Origin of the sequence: Actinomycetospora aeridis (genome assembly GCF_037400275.1) — a bacterium.
Lineage (GTDB): Bacteria > Actinomycetota > Actinomycetes > Mycobacteriales > Pseudonocardiaceae > Actinomycetospora > Actinomycetospora aeridis.
In genome coordinates this window covers 1-17,477 of the sequence record NZ_JBBEGL010000009.1, presented here as the reverse complement: position 1 = coordinate 17,477, position 17,477 = coordinate 1, and the positions used below count along the sequence as shown (strand labels likewise).

The window sequence follows — 17,477 nt, the reverse complement described above, 5'->3', positions numbered from 1 at the left end:
TGCGGTAGTCAGCGCTCCTGCGTCGCGCTCCCTACCGACCTCCGCGCGGTGGGGCCTGGTCGATCCAGGGCCGCAGGTAGTCGTGGTCGACCTTCCCGGGGTCGATCAACGTGATCATCCGGCGCACCCGCTCCGCGGCGTCCTTGGTGAGGCGGAAGTCCTCGTCGCGCGACATCCGGTCCTCCGGGCCGAAGGTGCGGGCGGCGGCCACGATCTGCGGGACGGCCGCCCGGACCTCGTCGGCGTCGTCGGCGGCGAGGGACGGATCGAGCCCGGCGCCCTCGAGCCGGGCGCCGACGTCGGCGAGCTGTGCGGCGAGCCAGCCCCACGGGTCGGCCGTGAGCTCGGTCGAGAAGACGCGGTCGGAGGGCTCGTCACCGTCGAAGAACGGGTGGAAGTGGGCCGCCGACCACGCGTCGGCGGGCCGGTCGAGCCGGTTGAACAGGTCGGCGCGCCAGAACGCCTCGTCGACGACGGTGCGCTGCGCGGCCGACTCGCTGCCCCGGTGCTCCTGCGGGGTGAGCAGGCGCAGCTCGACGCGGGCGCCGTGCTCCATCACCGCCTCGGGGGAGATCTCGAACCAGCGGCGCACGACGACCGCGACGCGGGTGAAGCCGTAGACGATCAGCATGAACGCTCCTCAGGACAGCAGCGGGAGATCCAGGTCGTCGAGCGAGGGTTCCGGGCGGAACTCCAGGTCGAGCGTGCCCGCCACCCGGATCTCGCGCAGCGGCCGCCCGCCGGCGTCGAGGGTGCGCACCGTGCCGTCGGGATCCCAGCCGGCCCGCTCGTAGAAGCGGCGCGAGGCGGCGTCGCGCTCCGGTACCCACGCGATCGCGCGCGTCGCCCCGCCGGCCCGCAGACCGCCGGCCGCCTCGACCAGCAGGCGCCCTCCGTGCCCGCGGCGACCCCAGCGGGGCTCCACGAGCAGCGCCGCCACCGCCGCCACGGAGGCGGCGTCCTCCGGGACGGCGCCCGCGGCGTCGACGAGGTCGTCGGGCGACGCCGGCCCGGCGGCACAGAAGCCGACCAGCGCGTCGCCCTCGGTCGCGACCCACACGGCGCCCGCGGCGATCGGGCCGGCCCACCCCGCGGCGACCGCGTCGGCGTCGAACCCCTCCACCGCGCCGGGCGGGAGCAGGTCGGCGTAGGCGGAGGTCCACACCGTGCGCTGGACGTGCGCGACGGCCGCGGCGTCCTCGGCGGCGGCGAGGCGGACGGAGGCGAGCGCCATGCCGCAGAGCCTAGGGATCCGGATCACGACACGATGCGGACCGGGGGCAGTCTCGCCAGGATCGGGGGCATGACGGCGACCGACGACATGCTGGCGGCCAACAAGAGCTTCGCGGCGGGCTTCGACAGGTCCGGGCTGCCCGGGCCGCCCTCGCGCGGGGTGGCCGTCGTGGCCTGCATGGACGCCCGCCTCGACGTCTACCGCGTGCTGGGCCTCGGCGACGGCGAGGCGCACGTCATCCGCAACGCGGGCGGCGTCGTCACCGACGACGTCCTGCGCTCGCTCGCCGTCAGCCAGCGCAAGCTGCAGACCCGCGAGGTGGTGCTGCTGCACCACACGAAGTGCGGGATGGCGACCTTCACCGACGACGACTTCGTCGCCGAGCTCGAGGCCGAGACCGGGCAGAAGCCGTCCTGGCTGCCCGGGACGTTCCCGGACACCGAGCAGGACGTCCGCGACTCGCTCGCCGCCGTGCGCTCCAGCCCGTTCCTGGTGCACACCGACGCCGTGCGCGGGTTCGTCTACGACGTCGACAGTGGAGCGCTGACCGAGGTCGCATGACCCTCGAGATCACCGCCGAGCTGGACGTCCCGCACCGCCCGGACCTCGACCCGATCGGTCGCCAGCTCGACGCGCTCGCGCCCGTCGCCGCCCGCTTCCTCGTGCCCGACAACGCGACGGGGCGCGCGGCGGTGGCCGGGCTGGTCGTGGCCGCCGAGGTCCGCCGGCGCGGGCACGAGGTGGTGGCGGTGCTCAACGCGCGCGACCGCAACACCCTCGGCCTGCGCCGCGACCTGCTGGGCCTGCTCGCCCTCGGCGTGCACGAGGTGCTGCTGCTGCGCGGCGACCGGCCCGACCAGCTCGCCGAGGACGGCCCGCTGACGGTCGGCGCGATGCTGCGGGAGGCCCGGGCGTTCGCGGCGGAGCAGGAGGTCGACCTCCGGATCGGGGTGGTCGCGGCGCCCGGCCGCGACCTGCCGGCGTGGAAGCGCGACGCCGACGTCGTGTGGCTCGCGCCGACGTTCTCCCTGGCGGCGGTCAGCGACTGGCGCGCGCGGCACGCGGACCTGGTGCCGCCCGTCCGCGCCGGCGTCCTCGTGCCGACCGGCCCGCGCATGGCCCGCGGTGTCGCCGAGGGCATGGACCTCGACCTGCCGGACCACCTCGTCGAGGCGCTGGAGGACGACGCGGACGCCGGCGTCGACCCGGCCGTCGAGCACGCTCTCGCCCTGCGCGACGCGGGCGTCGACGGCATCCACCTCGTCCCGGTGAGCCGCTACCGCGAGGTCGCCGCGCGGCTCGCCGGGCTCGTCTGAGCGGCCTCGGTCAGCAGGTCGGCCTCGGCGCGCAGGCCGTCGGCGAGCACGTCGAGGTCCGGGACGAGACCCGGGTCGACGCACACGCCGAACGTGAGCACGTCGACCATCGATGCCGCGGTGACCCGCAGCGCGTGGTGGAACCCGATCTCGGCGAGGGGCCACGTCGCGCGGACCCGGCGGCCGAGCACCGCGACCGGCGTCCGGGGGCCGGGCACGTTCGACACGCTGACGGTGAACGCGCGGGCGGTCGCCCGGAGGCGATCGCACACGCGGCGCAGGGGCGGTGACACCGCGGCCACGCGGTGCAGCAGGTCGTCGAGGAGCGCGGCGTCGCGGGCGTCCTTGCGGGCCGTCGTCAGCGCGTGCACGGCGCGCAGGCGCTCGAGCGGGTCGGTGACGTGCAGCGGCAGCGGGAGGTCGAACGCCGAGTCGCGGTTGCCCGCGGACGGGTCCTCGCGCGGCAGGCTCACCGGCACGCGGACGCGCAGATCGGTCACCGTGCCCGCGTGGTGGTCGACCCAGCGACGCAGCGCACCGGCCAGCACGGCGAGGAACGCGTCGTTGACGGTCGCCCCGGCCGCGCGGGCGACCGCGTGCAGCGCGGCGAGGTCGGTGTCGACGAACGCGACACCGCGCCGGGTCGAGATCTCGCCGTCGAACGGCGAGTGCGCGCGGCCGACGGTGAACTCGCGCGCGATGACGCCGGCGAGGTGGGCCCGGCGGCGTTCGTGGTCGGCGTGGACCGTGGCGGGTGCCGGCGCGGGGGGCTCGTCGTCGTAGAGCACGGTGTGCGACAGGCGCGTCATCGTCGCGCCGTCGGCGAGGGCGTGGTGGACCCGCCAGAGCAGGGCGGTGCCGCCGTCCGCGAGCGGGGCCACGTCCATCGACCACAGGGGGCGGGACCGGTCGAGGTGCTGGGCGAACCGTGCGGCCACCAGCGCGCACAGCGCGTCGTGGCCGTAGGGGCCGTCCGGACCCTCCGGGCCGTCGACGACGTGCTGCGCGAGGTCCAGGTCCGCGGCGGGCGTCCACGCGGGCCCCTCGGGGAGCTCGGTGAGCCGGTAGCGCAGCTCGGGCGCGACCGGCAGGCGCGCGGCGATCCGGGCGCGGACCTCGGCGGCGGTCACGGGCGGGCCGTCGAGGATCGCCCCGTGCAGGACGTGGCCGACGACGGTGGCGCACTCGAGGTCGAGGATGGCGCGGTCCTCGGTGCTCAGCGGGATCGGCGGCACGCTCACAGGTAGCCCAACGTCGTGGCCTGGGCGGTGAGCTCGTCGCGGAAGCTCGGGTGCGCGATCGCGATGAGGCGCCGGGTGCGCTCGGCGATCGTCGCGCCGCGTAGCTCGGCGACCCCGTACTCGGTGACGACGTGGTCGACGATGTTCTTGAAGGTCGTCACCGCGGCACCCGGCTGCAGCTGCGGGACGATCCGCGAGACGGTGTCGTCGTGGGTCGCGGCGTGCAGCACGATGAACGCGGCGCCGTGCTCGGACATGATCGCGCCGCGCGCGTAGTCGGGCTGGCCGCCCGAGGACGAGAAGTACGAGCTGCCCAGCGACTCCGAGGCGCACTGCCCGAGGAAGTCGACCTCGAGGGTCGCGTTGACCGCGCGGAAGTGCGGCTCGCGGGCGACGTTCCACGGGTCGTTGGTGTAGTCGACGGGGTGGAACTCGACGCCGGGGTTGTCGGCGACGAAGTCGTAGAGGCGCTGCGTGCCCAGGCTCGCCGTCGTGATGATCTTGCCGCGGTGGGTGGCCTTGCGGGTCCCGGTGATGACGCCCGCCTCGACGAGGTCGACGAAGCCGGTGCCGAAGACCTCGGTGTGCACGCCCAGCTCGCGGTGGTCGCCGAGGGCGGCCAGCACCATGTCCGGGACCGCCCCGATCCCGATCTGCAGGGTCGCGCCGTCGGGGATGCGCTCGGCGACGAACCCGGCGATCGCCCGGTCGCGGTCGGTCACCCCGGGGCTCGGCGGCACCACCAGGGGACGGTCGGCCTCGCACCAGCCGACGACGTCGCTGACGTGGAGCTGGTTGCCGCCGAAGGTGCGCGGCATCTGCGCGTTGACCTCGACGAAGAACGGCACCTCGCCGATGAACGCCGCGGTGTAGGTGGCGTCGGTGCCGAGCGAGAAGTAGCCGTGCCGGTCCGGCGGTGACACCGAGGCGATCACGAGGTCCGGGGCGGCGGCCCGGCGCAGCAGGCGCGGGACGTCGCTGAAGTTGTTCGGGACGAGGTCGCAGTGCCCGGCGCGGAAGGCGTCGCGGGTCGCGGGGGAGAGGAACCACGACACGTGGCGCAGCCCCGGCACCTTGCCCTCGATCGAGGGGCGCTGGCGCGGGGCGAGCATCTGGTGCAGCCGCACGCCGTCGAGGCGGTCGCCCGCGGCCTCGAGGGCGTCCAGCACCGTCGCGGGCTCACCGTTGAACGAGTTGACGACGATCTGGCTGCCCGGACCGATGTGGTCGAGCACCGCGCCGGCGGGCCGGCGGGCGGCGGTGATCATGTCCGGGACGGAGGGGGCCACAGACGGGATCCTGGGCCAGCGGCGACGCCCTGACCAGCACGATCGCCGTCCGCGCCCGGCCCGTCACTCCCGGTCTATGCGGGTCGCGGCAGGGGGAGCGCCACGGGTTCGTCGTCGGCGAGACGGGCCTGCCCGGCCGGGTGCTCCACGAGCGCGAGCACCCGCGACGCCATGAACCGCGCGGTGCGCACCGGCGTCCCGCCGCGCGTCACCTCGCTGACCTCGACCACGCCGCGGCCGTGCGCGATGTCCACGCGCCGCCCGGCCCTGGTCGCCTCGACCTCCCACGTCCGCGTCGCGCCACCGGCGTCGACGACGATCTCCACACGGTCCCCGACCATGGGTCCTCCTCACGCTGTTCTCCCAGGTCAACGCCGGTGCGCGCCGGTTTCTTCCGCGCTCTCCCGAGGTTGTCGGGGGTCTGGGGCAGGATCGGGACGTGGACACCATGTCGGCGGCGCAGGCCCGGCGCGCGGCCGTGGCCGCGCAGGGGTTCGGCGGCGCGGCGCGGCGCGGGCAGCCGGCGCGGCGCACGCTCGCGGCGGAGGTCGAGCGGCTGGGGCTGCTCCAGCTCGACTCGGTCAACGTCGCGGTGCGGGCGCACTACGCGCCGCTGTTCTCCCGCCTCGGCCCCTACGACCGCGACACCCTCGACGCGCTCGCCTGGCCGCAGACGCCGGCGCAGGCCCGGCGCCGCACGATGGTGGAGTTCTGGGTCCACGAGGCCAGCCTGCTGCCGATCGACGCGTGGCCGCTGTTCCGCTGGCGGATGCGCGACAACGCGGCGCGGGAGAGCCGCTGGCTCGGCAGCGCGCTGGAGCACCGGGCCGACGTCCTCGACGCCGTCACCGCCGCGATCGCCGAGCACGGTCCGCTCGAGGCCGGCGGGGTCGAGCGCGTGCTGGGCGACGGGGGCGACCGGAGGGCGCGGGCGTACGGCGGGTGGTGGCAGCGTTCGGACATCAAGGTCGCCTGCGAGCACCTCTTCGCGATCGGCGAGCTCACCACGGGCACGCGGCGGGGCTTCCGGCGCGCCTACGAGCTCACCGAGCGGGTGCTCCCGCCCGAGGTCCACGCCCGCGATCCGGCCCGCGACGAGTCGATGCGCGAGCTGATCCGCCGCGCCGCAGAGGTGTACGGCGTCGCCACCGAGCCCGACCTCCGCGACTACCACCGGCTCCCGCCGACGGAGAGCCAGGCGGCGGTGGCGGAGCTGGTCGACGCCGGGGAGCTGGTGCCGGTCCAGGTCGAGGGCTGGTCCGCGCCCGCCTACCGGACGCCGGACCTCCGCGTCCCGCGCCGGATCGCCGGGCGCGCGCTGCTGGCGCCGTTCGACCCGCTGATCTGGTTCCGGGCCCGCACGCTGCGCCTGTTCGACTTCCACTACCGCATCGGCATCTACACGCCCGCCGAGAAGCGCACCCACGGCTACTACGTCTTCCCGTTCCTGCTCGACGGGCGGCTGGTCGCCCGCGTCGACCTCAAGGCCGACCGCGCCCTGGGCGTGCTGCGGGTGCCGGGCGCGTTCCTGGAGGACGGTGCCGGTCATCCCGGCGAGCCGCGGGTGGCCGCGGAGCTCGCCGCGGAGCTCGCGACGATGGCCGCGTGGCTCGGCCTCGAGGGCGTGCTGGTCGACGGCGGCGGGGACCTCGCGGCGGCGCTGGCTCAGGCGGTCAAGGTCGGGGGGTGGACGTAGCGCACCCCGGGCGGCAGCAGCCCGGTGCGTGAGGTGCGGGCGAGCACGGCGAGCAGGTCCTCGCGGAAGGCCTGGGCGGCGCGGGTGGGGGCGACGTCGGTGCGGTGGGCGAGCGAGATGGTGCGGTGGCTCCACGCGCCGCCGTCGAGGCGGGTGGCGCGCAGGGACGGGTGCCCGGCCAGCACGAGGCTCGGGACGATCGCCACGCCGAGGCCGCGCTCGACCATGCGCAGCAGGGCGTCCATCTCCCCGCCCTCGACGGCGATCCGCGGCGTCACGCCGGCGGCTGCGCAGGCCGCGAGCGTCACCTCCCGCAGCTCGTAGCCGGGCCGGTTGACGACGAGCGGGTGGTGGGCGAGCTCGGCGATGCCGATGTGCTCGCCGAGGTCGGGACCGCTGCGCGCCGCGACCACCACGAGCTCCTCGCGCAGCACCGGGGTCAGCGCGAGGTCGCCGCCCGGGTCGGTCCGGTCGATGACGAGCGCGACGTCCAGCTGGCCGCGCTGGAGGTCGGCGACGAGGTCCTGCGAGCCGCCCTCGGAGACCTGGATCGCGATACCCGGGTAGCGGCCGTGGAAGACCTCCAGCACGTCGGCGACCACGCTCACGCACAGGCTGGGCGTCGCACCGAGCCGCAGGCGTCCCCGGCGCAGCCCGGCGAGCTCGGCGATCTCCATCCGCGCCGTCTCGGAGTCGGCGACGATCCGCCGCGCGAGGGGGAGCAGGGCCTCGCCCGCCGCCGTCGGTGTGACGTTGTCGTGACCGCGCGTGAGCAAGGTCTCGCCCAGGTCGTCCTCGAGACTGCGGATCTGTTTGCTCAGCGTGGGCTGGGCGACGCGGCACAGCGCCGCTGCCTGCGTGAATCGGCCGGTGTCCACCACAGCGAGGAAGTAGCTGAGCTGTTTGATGGTCATCGCCATAGCTTCACGCTATGGCATGACCGTGTTGCATGCATTAGCGCTCCGGGTGTCGCCGACTTACCGTCCTCACGTGGTCATCACCCCGCAGCGCAACATCGTGTCGAGGACGTGGGGCACCTCCGTCGGCAAGAAGTCGGTCATGGCCGTGACCGGGGGCATCTTCCTGCTCTACGTCACCGCCCACATGATCGGGAACCTGAAGATCTTCTTCGGGATCCAGGCCTTCGACGCCTACTCGCAGCACCTGCGCGAGATCGGCGAGGCGATCTTCGGGTACGAGGGCGTGCTCTGGATCATCCGCCTCGTCCTCACGGTCAGCGTCGTGCTGCACATGTGGGCGGCGTTCTCGCTCTGGTCGCGGGCGAGGAAGGCGCGACCGATCGGGTACCAGCACCGGCAGAGCTGGCAGGGCAGCTACGCGGCCCGCACGATGCGCTGGGGCGGGGTGATCATCGCGCTGTTCGTGATCTGGCACATCCTCGACCTCACGACGGGGACGGTGAACCCCCTCGGGGGTGACGAGAGCGCCTACATGAAGCTCGTCGCGAGCTTCGACCGCTGGTACGTGGCGCTGTTCTACGTGCTCGCCGTCGTCGCGCTGGGCTTCCACATCCGGCACGGCCTCTGGTCGGCCATCCAGACGTTCGGCCAGAACAGCGCGCTCAAGCAGAACGCGCTCAAGACCTTCTCCTTCGTCGTGGCGGCGGTGATCACCATCGGTTTCGCGATCGTGCCGCTGTCCGTGATGTTCGGTTTGGTGGGATGACACATGTCTGAGCTGCAGCAGGAGCCCACGGCCACCCAGGGCGAGGGCCGCTACGTCGTCGGCGACCCGATCGGCGACTCGCGCGCCCCGGACAGCCCGATCGGCGACCGGTGGAGCGACCGCAAGTTCTCCGCGCGCCTGGTCAACCCGGCGAACCGCCGCAAGATGAGCGTCATCGTCGTCGGCACCGGGCTGGCCGGTGGCGCCGCCGCAGCGACGTTGGGCGAGGCCGGCTACCACGTCAAGTCGTTCTGCTTCCAGGACAGCCCGCGGCGCGCGCACTCGATCGCCGCCCAGGGCGGGATCAACGCCGCCAAGAACTACCGCTACGACGGCGACTCGGTCCACCGGCTGTTCTACGACACGATCAAGGGCGGCGACTTCCGCTCCCGCGAGTCGAACGTCCACCGCCTGGCCGAGGTCAGCCTCAACATCATCGACCAGTGCGTGGCGCAGGGCGTGCCGTTCGCCCGCGAGTACTCGGGCCTGCTCGACACGCGCTCGTTCGGCGGCACCCAGGTCTCCCGCACGTTCTACGCCCGCGGACAGACGGGCCAGCAGCTGCTGCTCGGCGCCTACCAGGCCCTCGAGCGCCAGGTCGCCGCCGGCACCGTCGAGATGCACCCGCGCACCGAGATGCTCGACCTCATCGTCGTCGACGGGCGGGCGCGCGGGATCGTCACGCGCAACCTGTTCACCGGCGAGATCGACACGCACCTCGCTGACGTCGTCATCCTCTGCTCGGGCGGCTACGGCAACGTCTTCTACCTGTCGACGAACGCCAAGGGCTCGAACGTCACGGCCGCGTGGCGGGCGCACAAGCGGGGCGCGCTGTTCGCGAACCCCTGCTACACCCAGATCCACCCGACGTGCATCCCGGTGTCCGGCGAGTACCAGTCGAAGCTGACGCTGATGTCGGAGTCGCTGCGCAACGACGGCCGCGTGTGGGTGCCGAAGGAGCGCGGCGACGACCGTCCGCCGAACGAGATCCCGGAGGACGAGCGGGACTACTACCTCGAGCGCCAGTACCCGGCGTTCGGCAACCTGGTCCCGCGCGACATCGCCTCGCGCGCCGCGAAGAACATGTGCGACGCGGAGCACGGTGTCGGCCCCGGCGGGCTGGGCGTCTACCTGGACTTCTCCGACGCCATCGAGCGGCTGGGCCGGTCGGCGGTCGAGGCGAAGTACGGGAACCTGTTCGAGATGTACCAGCGCATCACCGGGGACGACCCCTACGAGGTCCCGATGCGCATCTACCCGGCGATCCACTATACGATGGGCGGGCTGTGGGTCGACTACGACCTGCGCTCGACCATCCCGGGCCTGTTCGTCGGCGGCGAGGCCAACTTCTCCGACCACGGGGCCAACCGCCTCGGCGCGTCGGCGCTGATGCAGGGCCTCTCCGACGGCTACTTCGTGCTGCCGACGACCGTCGCCGACTACCTCGCCGACGCGCCGTTCGACCCCGTCCCCGAGGACCACCCCGACGTCCGCGAGGCCGTCGAGTCGACCCGCGAGCGCATCGACAAGCTGCTCTCGGCGAACGGGCACCGCACCGTCGACTCGTTCCACCGCGAGCTCGGCCAGCTCGTGTGGGACCAGTGCGGCATGGCCCGCAGCAAGGAGGGCCTGGAGAAGGCCCTCGACCGGATCCCCTCGCTGCGCGAGGAGTTCTGGCGCGACGTGAAGATCGTCGGCACGGGCGACGGGTTCAACCAGTCGCTCGAGAAGGCCGGCCGGGTCGCCGACTTCATGGAGCTCGCCGAACTCATGTGCCTCGACGCGCTGCACCGCGAGGAGTCGTGCGGCGGGCACTTCCGCGTCGAGCACCAGACCGAGGACGGCGAGGCCGAGCGCGACGACGACAACTTCTCGTACGTCGCGGCCTGGGAGTACGGCGGGGACCACCAGCGCCCCGTGCTCCACAAGGAGGACCTCGAGTTCTCCTACGTCCACCCGAGCCAGCGCAGCTACAAGTAGTGGAGTCACCACAGTGAAGCTCACCCTGCGCATCTGGCGTCAGGCGTCGCCCGACGCCAAGGGCAAGATGCAGAAGTACACCCTCGACGACGTCGAGCCGGACATGTCGTTCCTCGAGATGCTCGATGTGCTCAACGAGAAGCTCATGCTCGACGACAAGGACCCGGTGTCGTTCGACCACGACTGCCGCGAGGGCATCTGCGGCTCGTGCGCGATGGTCATCAACGGCACCGCGCACGGCCCGCAGAAGAACACCACCACGTGCCAGCTCCACATGCGGCACTTCAACGACGGCGACACGATCGACATCGAGCCGTGGCGGGCGCGGGCGTTCCCGGTCATCAAGGACCTCGTCACCGACCGGAGCGCCTTCGACGAGATCATCAAGGCCGGCGGCTACATCTCGGTCAACACCGGCTCGGCGCCCGAGGCGCACGCGATCCCGGTGGACAAGGTCTCGGCGGACGACGCGTTCGACGCCGCCACCTGCATCGGCTGCGGCGCCTGCGTGGCGGCGTGCCCGAACGGCAGCTCGATGCTGTTCACCGCCGCGAAGGTGACCCACCTGGGCCTGCTCCCGCAGGGCCAGCCCGAGCGGGCGACGCGGGCGATGAACATGCTCGCCAAGCAGGACGAGCTCGACTTCGGTGGCTGCACCAACGTCGGCGCCTGCCACGAGGTGTGCCCGAAGGGCATCCCGCTGGCCTCGATCGCGCAGCTCAACCACGACGTGCTCGGCGCGACCCTCACCGGGGCGCGCTCGGACTAGGGCTCGCCCCCTCGTTCCGACCGAAGGGCCCCTTCGCTCGACTAGAGCGGCGAGGGGCGCCGTTCGCCGGAACCCGGCGCCCCGGACCGTGATGAGCGAAGGGCCCCTTCGGTCGAACTAGTCGACCGAAGGGGCCCTTCGCTCGGCATCGGGGCGCGGGGCCCGGGGTTCACGACGCCGCGGTCAGCGCCGGGGTGCCGGCCGTCGCGACGGTGACGTCGCCTGCCCCGGTGCGGGCGCGGATGCTCAGCGGATCGCCCGTCGGTGCCTCCGGACGGTCCGCGCGCACCGGCAGCTCGCTGCGCACCCGTCCGACGGCGGCGTTCAGGGCGACCCGGGCGTCGACGCCCGCGTGCACGCCGATCCGCAGCGAGCCCACGCCGGTGCCGAGCTCGAGGTCGCCGGACAGGGCGTCGGTCACCGCGACGTCCCCGGCGGCCGCGCGGACGGCGACGTCGGCGCGGACCTCGCCGAGCCGGATGCGCCCGGCCCCGGTGGTGATCTCGGCGGGCGCGAGGACGTGGTCGACGCGCACGCCCCCGGCGCCGCCGGTCATGCGCAGCGGGCCCGCGAGCCGGTCGATCCGAACCTCGCCGGCACCGCAGCGCAGCTCCGTGCGCCCGGTGACCTCGTCGAGCCGGATCTCCCCGGTGCCGTGCACCGACACCTCGTCGGCGCGCCCCTCGACGTACAGGCGGGCGGCGCCGGCGCGCAGGCGCAGGGTGCTGTCCTGCGGCGCCCGCACGGTGACGGCGAGCGGGATGCCCCGCAGTGCGAGGTCGCGCGGCCCCCGCACGGTGATGCGCCGGGTGTCGGCGTCCCACTCGAGGGTGGTGGCGGCGACGGCCGCGGCGGCGCGCTCCTCCGGCGACAGGGGCGTGCGGTCGGCCCCGAGGAAGCCGAGCAGCCCGGAGAGTCCGCGCACCCAGCCGGGCGGCGCGTCGGGGTCGGCCTCGACCCTGGCGCCGACGGACGCCTCCGGCGTGGGGTCGAGGTGCACGCGCACCGTCCCGGCGTCGATCGCGAGGTCGAGGGTCACCGGCTCGGACCCGCTGTCGGTGACCTCCCGCGACGGGGCGCTCATCCGCGTACCCAGCCCGAGACGTCCCCGCCGCCCTCGTCGCCCTCGTCCTTGCGCGGGGCGTCCTTCGGGGCGTCCTTCGGGGCGTCGTCACCCGAGGACGGGGAGGACGGCGTGGACGGGGACGACGGCCGGCCCTGGTCCCAGCCCTTGCGCCAGTTCTCGTCCCAGTTCTTGTCCCCGCTCTCGTCGCCGTGGCCCCAGGGCCCGCCGCGGTGGCCGCCGTACTGGCCCTTGAGGGCGCCCTGGACGGCCTGGCCGATCCAGGAGTTCAGCGACATCCCCTGGGAGGCGGCCGCCTTCTCGGCCTGGCCCTTGATCTGGTCGACGAGGCGCAGGGTCATGCGCGAGATGTCGCCGACGTCCGGGCCGCCCTGGCCGCCGAATCCCTGGCCCCCGAAGCCCTGACCCCCGAAGCCGGGGAAGCCGGGCGGGGGCGGCGGGGTGTGGCGGTGGTTGCCGGGGCCGCCGCCGGGGGTGCCGGCGAACGGCGACGAGGACGGGCCGGCGAAGAACCCGTCCTCGGCGTTCGGGTCCCGGTCGACGACGACCTGCACCTCGCGCCCGGACAGGCGCAGGGAGACGGTGCGGTCGCCGAGCTGCTCGGACACCTCACCGGCGAGGTCGGAGAGGGCGTTCATGAGCGCCAGCCGGACGGCGGGCTCGAGGGCGGCGGCGAGCGAGGAGCCCGCCCGGGTCGTGGCCTCGTCGCCGACGGCGGCGGCCGCGGCGAGGTCGTCACGCAGGGAGGCGACGTACGGTGTCAGGTCCATGACACCACTGTGACACCACAAGCGCGTGATCGCCACCATCGTGGTGTCAGTGTGCTGTCAGCGAACCCCGCGGAGGGCAACTTGTACCGTGGGGCCGTGCCGGAGACCGTGCAGCCCGAGGTCACGCTGATCGCGAAGACCGAGTTCTTCGCGCCGCCCGGGGTCCCCTGGGAGACCGACGTCGACGGGGGTCAGGCGCTCGCCGAGTTCGCCGGCCGCGCCTGCTACCAGTCGTGGAGCAAGCCGAACCCGGCGACGGCGACCAACGCGGGCTACCTGCGCCACATCCTCGAGGTCGGGCACCTCTCGGTGCTCGAGCACGGCTCGGTGAGCTTCTACCTGACCGGCATCTCGCGCAGCCTCACCCACGAGCTGATCCGCCACCGGCACTTCTCGTACTCCCAGCTCTCGCAGCGCTACGTCCCGGAGAAGGACGCGGCGATGGTGGAGCCGGACGTCATCGCCGACGACCCCGAGCTGCACCAGATGTTCGCCGAGGCCAGCGCCGCGGCCCTCGCGTCCTACGAGAAGCTCCTCGCCGGTCTCGAGGAGCGCTTCGCCGACGAACCCAACCGCACGCTGCGGCGCAAGCAGGCCCGCCAGGCCGCCCGCGCCGTGCTGCCCAACGCCACCGAGACCCGGATCGTCGTCACCGGCAACTACCGGGCCTGGCGCCACTTCATCGCGATGCGCGCGAGCGAGCACGCGGACGTCGAGATCCGCGACCTCGCGATCGCGTGCCTGAAGGTGCTCCAGGCCGAGGTGCCCAACGTGTTCGCCGACTTCGAGATCCGCCGCCTGCCGAGCGGTTCCGAGGTCGCCGCCAGCCCGTTCGTCGCCGAGGGCTGAGCCGGGCGGCGTCCGGGTAGGAGGACCCCATGAGTTCCGCCCAGATCGCCGACGCCGAGCGTCGCGATCTCGCCGACCTGCTCCTGCGGCTCGGCCCCGATCAGCCGACGCTCTGCGGCGGCTGGACCACGCGCGACCTGCTCGCGCACCTGATCACCCGCGAGCGCCGTCCCGACGCCGCGCCCGGCATCCTGCTCCCGCCGCTGGCGAGCTGGACCGAGCACGTGCAGGCCTCGATCGCCCGCGGCGACTTCGGCGAGCTCGTGGGCACACTGCGGTCGGGCCCGCCGTTCTGGAGCCCGTTGGCGCTGCCGCCGCTGCGCGCCGTCGACGTCCAGGAGTTCTTCATCCACCACGAGGACGTCCGCCGCGCCCAGGCCGGGTGGTCGCCACGTCCTCCGGACGAGGCGCGCGACCGCACGATCTGGCGCATGGTGGGGCTGCTCGGCCGGCTGACCTACCGCTCGAGCCCGGTCGCGGTGACCCTGCGGCGGCCGGACGGCGAGGAGCACGCGGTGCGCTCCGGACCGCGCACCGTGATCCTCACCGGCGAGCCCGGTGAGCTGCTGCTGCACGCGGCCGGGCGCGACGAGTGCGTCGTGCACCCCGAGGGCGAGCCCGACGACGTCGACACCGTGATGGCGCTCGACAGGGGCCTGTAGATGGTCGACTGGGTCCAGGACGAGCCCCTCCCGCCCGCGACCGACGCCGACGTCCGCGCGCACGAGGACGCCCTGCGGGTCGACCTGCCGGGCGACTTCCTCGCCGTGGCGCGGCGCCTCCAGGGAGCACGGCCGGTGCCGGCCGCCGTCGACCTCGCCGGCGGTGCCCGCACCGCGGTGGCCCGGCTCCTGCACTTCGCGGAGGGCTTCGGCAACATCGTGACCCGCCGCTTCCCGGTGGAGGAGGTGCTGGACAAGGGCGTGATCCCGTTCGCGGAGGACGTCGGGGGCGACCTGTTCTGCTTCTCCTACCGGATCGACTTCGACGCGCCCCCCGTCGTGTTCTGGGACGTCGACGGCGGCGCCGCGCTCCTGGCGCCGAGCTTCACCGCCTTCGTCGACCTGTTGCACGAGTGACGGGCGCGGCCTGGTCCGGCACCCGCCGGATCCCGCGCGGTACCGTCCCACTCGAGGGGCCAGGAGCGGGCCGCCCGCCCACCCGGCGTCGACGCGAGCTCCGCCGGACGCCCCGTGACCAGGAGGAACCGATTCCCACCCGAACCACGCCCACCGGGACGACCCGATGAGCCGCTCCACCGCCCGCCGCTCCGAGCAGGGCCAGCAACGGGGGCACCAGCAGGGCCAGCAGCAGGACCAGCACGGGGACCACGACTGCGCCCGCGGCTCCGGCGTGCCGACCCAGTCGGTCCCGGGCTCCGAGGGCACGCCGCCCCCGACGCCGGACGGCGCGCTGCGCGTCGTCGCCCTCGGGGGCATCGGCGAGATCGGGCGCAACATGACCGTGCTCGAGTACGGCGGGCGCCTGCTGATCGTCGACTGCGGTGTGCTCTTCCCGTCCGAGGACTCGCCCGGTGTCGACCTGATCCTGCCCGACTTCCGGGCCGTCGAGGACCGCCTCGACGACGTCGACGCGCTGGTGCTCACCCACGGGCACGAGGACCACATCGGCGCGGTGCCGTTCCTGCTGCGTCAGAAGCCCGACCTGCTGGTCGTCGGGTCGCGGTTCACGCTCGCGCTCGTCGAGGCCAAGTGCCGGGAGCACCGCCTCACCCCGCACCTGCTCGAGGTCCGCGAGGGGGAGCGCAACCACCACGGCACGTTCGACTGCGAGTTCTTCGCGGTCAACCACTCGATCCCCGACGCGCTGGCCGTCGCGATCCGCACCCCGGGCGGCACCGTGCTGCACACCGGCGACATCAAGCTCGACCAGCTGCCCCTCGACGGCCGTCTCACCGACCTCGCGGGCTTCTCCCGCCTCGGCGACGAGGGCGTCGACCTGCTGCTCGTCGACTCGACGAACGCCGAGGTCCCCGGCTTCGTCACCCCGGAGCGCGACATCGCGCCGGTGATCGACGACGTGTTCCGCAAGGCACCGAGCCGCCTGATCGTCGCGTGCTTCGCGAGCCACGTGCACCGCGTCCAGCAGATCCTCGACGCGGCGTCGAAGCACGGCCGCAAGGTCTGCTTCACGGGCCGCTCGATGGTCCGCAACATGGGCATCGCGACCGACCTCGGCCTGCTGCACGTGCCCGAGGGGCTGCTCGTCGACCTCGACGACGCGCTGGCGATGCCCGAGAAGGACGTCGTGCTCGTGTCGACCGGTTCCCAGGGCGAGCCGCTCTCGGCGCTCGGGCGGATGGCGCGCGGCGACCACCGCCAGATCACGATCACGCCGGGCGACACCGTCGTGCTGCTCTCGAGCCTCATCCCGGGCAACGAGACCGCCGTCTTCGCGGTGATCAACGGGCTGACCCGGCTCGGCGCCGAGGTCGTGCACTCCGGGGTCGCGCGCGTGCACGTGTCCGGTCACGCGTCGGCGGGAGAGCTGCTCTTCCTCTACAACGCGCTGCGGCCGCGCAACGTCATGCCCGTCCACGGCGAGTGGCGTCACCTGCGGGCCAACGCCGAGATCGCCCGCCGCACCGGGGTGGAGAACGTCGTCATCGCCGAGGACGGGGTGGTGGTCGACCTCGTCGACGGCCGCGCCGCCATCAGCGGCCGGGTCGAGGTCGGGCACGTCTACGTCGACGGCAACCAGGTCGGCGACGTCGGCGAGTCGACGCTCTCGGACCGCACGGTGCTCGGCGAGGGCGGCTTCATCGCGATCACCGTCGCGGTCGAGGCGAGCACGGGGCGCGCGCTGTCCGCGCCCCGGATCTCCGGTCGTGGCTTCTCCGACGACCCCAAGGCGCTCGAGAACGTCGTCGCGCTGGTCGAGATGGAGCTCTCGCGCACCGAGGCCGAGGGCATCACCGACACCCACCGCATCGCCCAGGCGGTCCGGCGGGTCGTCGGCAAGTGGGTGGGGGAGACCTACCGCCGCCGGCCCATGATCGTGCCGACGGTGCTGCCCGTCTGACGGAGGAGCCGGCTGAGGCACGGGTGTCTCAGCGTGGCGGCCACGCTGGCGTCCAACGTCAGGAAAGACGCCACGATCACGACGGTCCCTGACGCGACCGACGCTGACGTGGTTGTCGCTGTTTGTCGCGGCTGTCGCCGACGTGCGGTAGACTCGAACACGTGAGCGAACAGGTGGGTGCGGCGGAGCGGGCTATGCTTGCCCGTACCCGCGCCCGGTTCGCGGCCCGGGGGGTGGAGCACTATCGGCTGCTCGAGGATGTGGCCGAGCTCGACCGGGCCGGGGTGGCCGACCGGACCGGGGACCGGCTGGTCGAGCGGCTGGTGGAGAACCTCGCCCGCTGCGACCGCCGGGAGGCGACCCGGCTGGTCGAGGAGGCCCGCGACCTCACCCCCCGGGTCGCGGTCAGCGGCGAGGCGCTGCCGCCGCGGCTGCCGCACACCGCGGCCGCCCTGGCCGACGGCGCGGTCGGTGAGGCGCACGTCCTCATCATCCGGCGGACCATGGCCCGCATCGCCGCC

The 17,477-nt window shown here is 73.7% G+C and carries 19 protein-coding genes; 11 read left to right on the top strand and 8 right to left on the bottom strand.

Going from position 1 to position 17,477, the window contains the following annotated elements:
• Positions 1-31: 31 nt before the first annotated feature.
• The gene (locus WCD41_RS25845; RefSeq protein WP_337717943.1) at positions 32-631 is read right to left on the bottom strand and encodes a hypothetical protein; all 600 of its coding nucleotides are present in this window, start codon (positions 629-631) and stop codon (positions 32-34) included.
• 9 nt (positions 632-640) lie between these two features.
• Positions 641-1,234, bottom strand: coding sequence for a GNAT family N-acetyltransferase (locus WCD41_RS25840; RefSeq protein WP_337717941.1), 594 nt, complete (start codon positions 1,232-1,234; stop codon positions 641-643).
• Positions 1,235-1,303: 69 nt separating this feature from the next.
• On the opposite strand from WCD41_RS25840, the gene WCD41_RS25835 reads away from it, so the two are divergent.
• Both WCD41_RS25835 and WCD41_RS25830 read left to right on the top strand, forming a co-directional pair.
• A complete protein-coding gene (locus WCD41_RS25835) occupies positions 1,304-1,795 on the top strand; it encodes a beta-class carbonic anhydrase (protein WP_337717939.1) in 492 nt (163 codons plus the stop codon).
• A complete protein-coding gene (locus WCD41_RS25830; RefSeq protein ID WP_337717937.1) occupies positions 1,792-2,550 on the top strand; it encodes a hypothetical protein in 759 nt (252 codons plus the stop codon). Before WCD41_RS25835 ends, WCD41_RS25830 begins: the two co-directional genes overlap by 4 nt.
• On the opposite strand, the gene WCD41_RS25825 is transcribed toward WCD41_RS25830, so the two are convergent.
• From WCD41_RS25825 to WCD41_RS25815, 3 genes are all read right to left on the bottom strand, one after another.
• The gene (locus tag WCD41_RS25825; RefSeq protein ID WP_337717935.1) at positions 2,511-3,791 is read right to left on the bottom strand and encodes a wax ester/triacylglycerol synthase domain-containing protein; all 1,281 of its coding nucleotides are present in this window, start codon (positions 3,789-3,791) and stop codon (positions 2,511-2,513) included. The genes WCD41_RS25830 and WCD41_RS25825 overlap by 40 nt on opposite strands.
• Positions 3,788-5,080, bottom strand: coding sequence for an acetyl-CoA hydrolase/transferase family protein (locus WCD41_RS25820; protein WP_337717933.1), 1,293 nt, complete (start codon positions 5,078-5,080; stop codon positions 3,788-3,790). Before WCD41_RS25820 ends, WCD41_RS25825 begins: the two co-directional genes overlap by 4 nt.
• Positions 5,081-5,154: 74 nt before the next feature.
• Positions 5,155-5,421, bottom strand: coding sequence for a DUF8836 family protein (locus tag WCD41_RS25815; RefSeq protein ID WP_337717931.1), 267 nt, complete (start codon positions 5,419-5,421; stop codon positions 5,155-5,157).
• 107 nt (positions 5,422-5,528) lie between these two features.
• Between WCD41_RS25815 and WCD41_RS25810 the strand changes: the two genes are divergently transcribed.
• Positions 5,529-6,776, top strand: a complete 1,248-nt coding sequence (locus WCD41_RS25810) for a winged helix-turn-helix domain-containing protein (protein ID WP_337718204.1) — start codon at positions 5,529-5,531, stop codon at positions 6,774-6,776.
• On the opposite strand, the gene WCD41_RS25805 is transcribed toward WCD41_RS25810, so the two are convergent.
• On the bottom strand, positions 6,746-7,690 hold the full coding sequence (locus WCD41_RS25805) for a LysR family transcriptional regulator (RefSeq protein ID WP_337717929.1): 945 nt from the start codon (positions 7,688-7,690) through the stop codon (positions 6,746-6,748). The genes WCD41_RS25810 and WCD41_RS25805 overlap by 31 nt on opposite strands.
• 76 nt (positions 7,691-7,766) lie before the next feature.
• Here WCD41_RS25805 and WCD41_RS25800 point away from each other — a divergent pair, with 76 nt between their 5' ends.
• Genes WCD41_RS25800 through WCD41_RS25790 form a run of 3 tightly spaced genes read left to right on the top strand, consistent with a single transcriptional unit; the run spans position 7,767 to position 11,211 of the window.
• Positions 7,767-8,462, top strand: a complete 696-nt coding sequence (locus WCD41_RS25800; protein ID WP_337717927.1) for a succinate dehydrogenase cytochrome b subunit — start codon at positions 7,767-7,769, stop codon at positions 8,460-8,462.
• Between the two features lie 3 nt (positions 8,463-8,465).
• Positions 8,466-10,442 (top strand): fumarate reductase/succinate dehydrogenase flavoprotein subunit, encoded by a 1,977-nt coding sequence (locus WCD41_RS25795; protein WP_337717925.1) that lies wholly within the window; start codon positions 8,466-8,468, stop codon positions 10,440-10,442.
• A gap of 13 nt (positions 10,443-10,455) precedes the next feature.
• Positions 10,456-11,211, top strand: coding sequence for a succinate dehydrogenase/fumarate reductase iron-sulfur subunit (locus WCD41_RS25790; RefSeq protein WP_337717923.1), 756 nt, complete (start codon positions 10,456-10,458; stop codon positions 11,209-11,211).
• 169 nt (positions 11,212-11,380) lie between these two features.
• Here the strand turns inward: WCD41_RS25790 and WCD41_RS25785 are convergent, their stop codons facing one another.
• Positions 11,381-12,295 (bottom strand): DUF4097 family beta strand repeat-containing protein, encoded by a 915-nt coding sequence (locus tag WCD41_RS25785; RefSeq protein ID WP_337717921.1) that lies wholly within the window; start codon positions 12,293-12,295, stop codon positions 11,381-11,383.
• Positions 12,292-13,065 carry a toxin-antitoxin system HicB family antitoxin gene (locus WCD41_RS25780; protein WP_337717919.1) on the bottom strand — a complete coding sequence of 258 codons (774 nt, stop codon included), beginning with the start codon at positions 13,063-13,065 and terminating at the stop codon, positions 12,292-12,294. The genes WCD41_RS25785 and WCD41_RS25780 overlap by 4 nt, the downstream gene beginning before the upstream one ends.
• 96 nt (positions 13,066-13,161) lie before the next feature.
• On the opposite strand from WCD41_RS25780, the gene thyX reads away from it, so the two are divergent.
• From thyX to WCD41_RS25755, 5 genes are all read left to right on the top strand, one after another.
• Positions 13,162-13,914 carry an FAD-dependent thymidylate synthase gene (gene thyX, locus WCD41_RS25775; RefSeq protein WP_337717917.1) on the top strand — a complete coding sequence of 251 codons (753 nt, stop codon included), beginning with the start codon at positions 13,162-13,164 and terminating at the stop codon, positions 13,912-13,914.
• Between the two features lie 29 nt (positions 13,915-13,943).
• Entirely contained in the window at positions 13,944-14,576 is a 633-nt protein-coding gene (locus WCD41_RS25770; RefSeq protein WP_337717915.1) for a TIGR03085 family metal-binding protein, read from the top strand.
• Positions 14,577-14,993 (top strand): SMI1/KNR4 family protein, encoded by a 417-nt coding sequence (locus tag WCD41_RS25765; protein WP_337717913.1) that lies wholly within the window; start codon positions 14,577-14,579, stop codon positions 14,991-14,993.
• A gap of 166 nt (positions 14,994-15,159) precedes the next feature.
• Complete coding sequence (locus WCD41_RS25760) at positions 15,160-16,956, top strand: ribonuclease J (RefSeq protein WP_337717911.1); 1,797 nt, start codon at positions 15,160-15,162, stop codon at positions 16,954-16,956.
• 161 nt (positions 16,957-17,117) lie between these two features.
• Positions 17,118-17,477 (top strand): DUF222 domain-containing protein (locus WCD41_RS25755; RefSeq protein ID WP_337717909.1); only part of this gene is annotated, 360 nt, incomplete at its 3' end.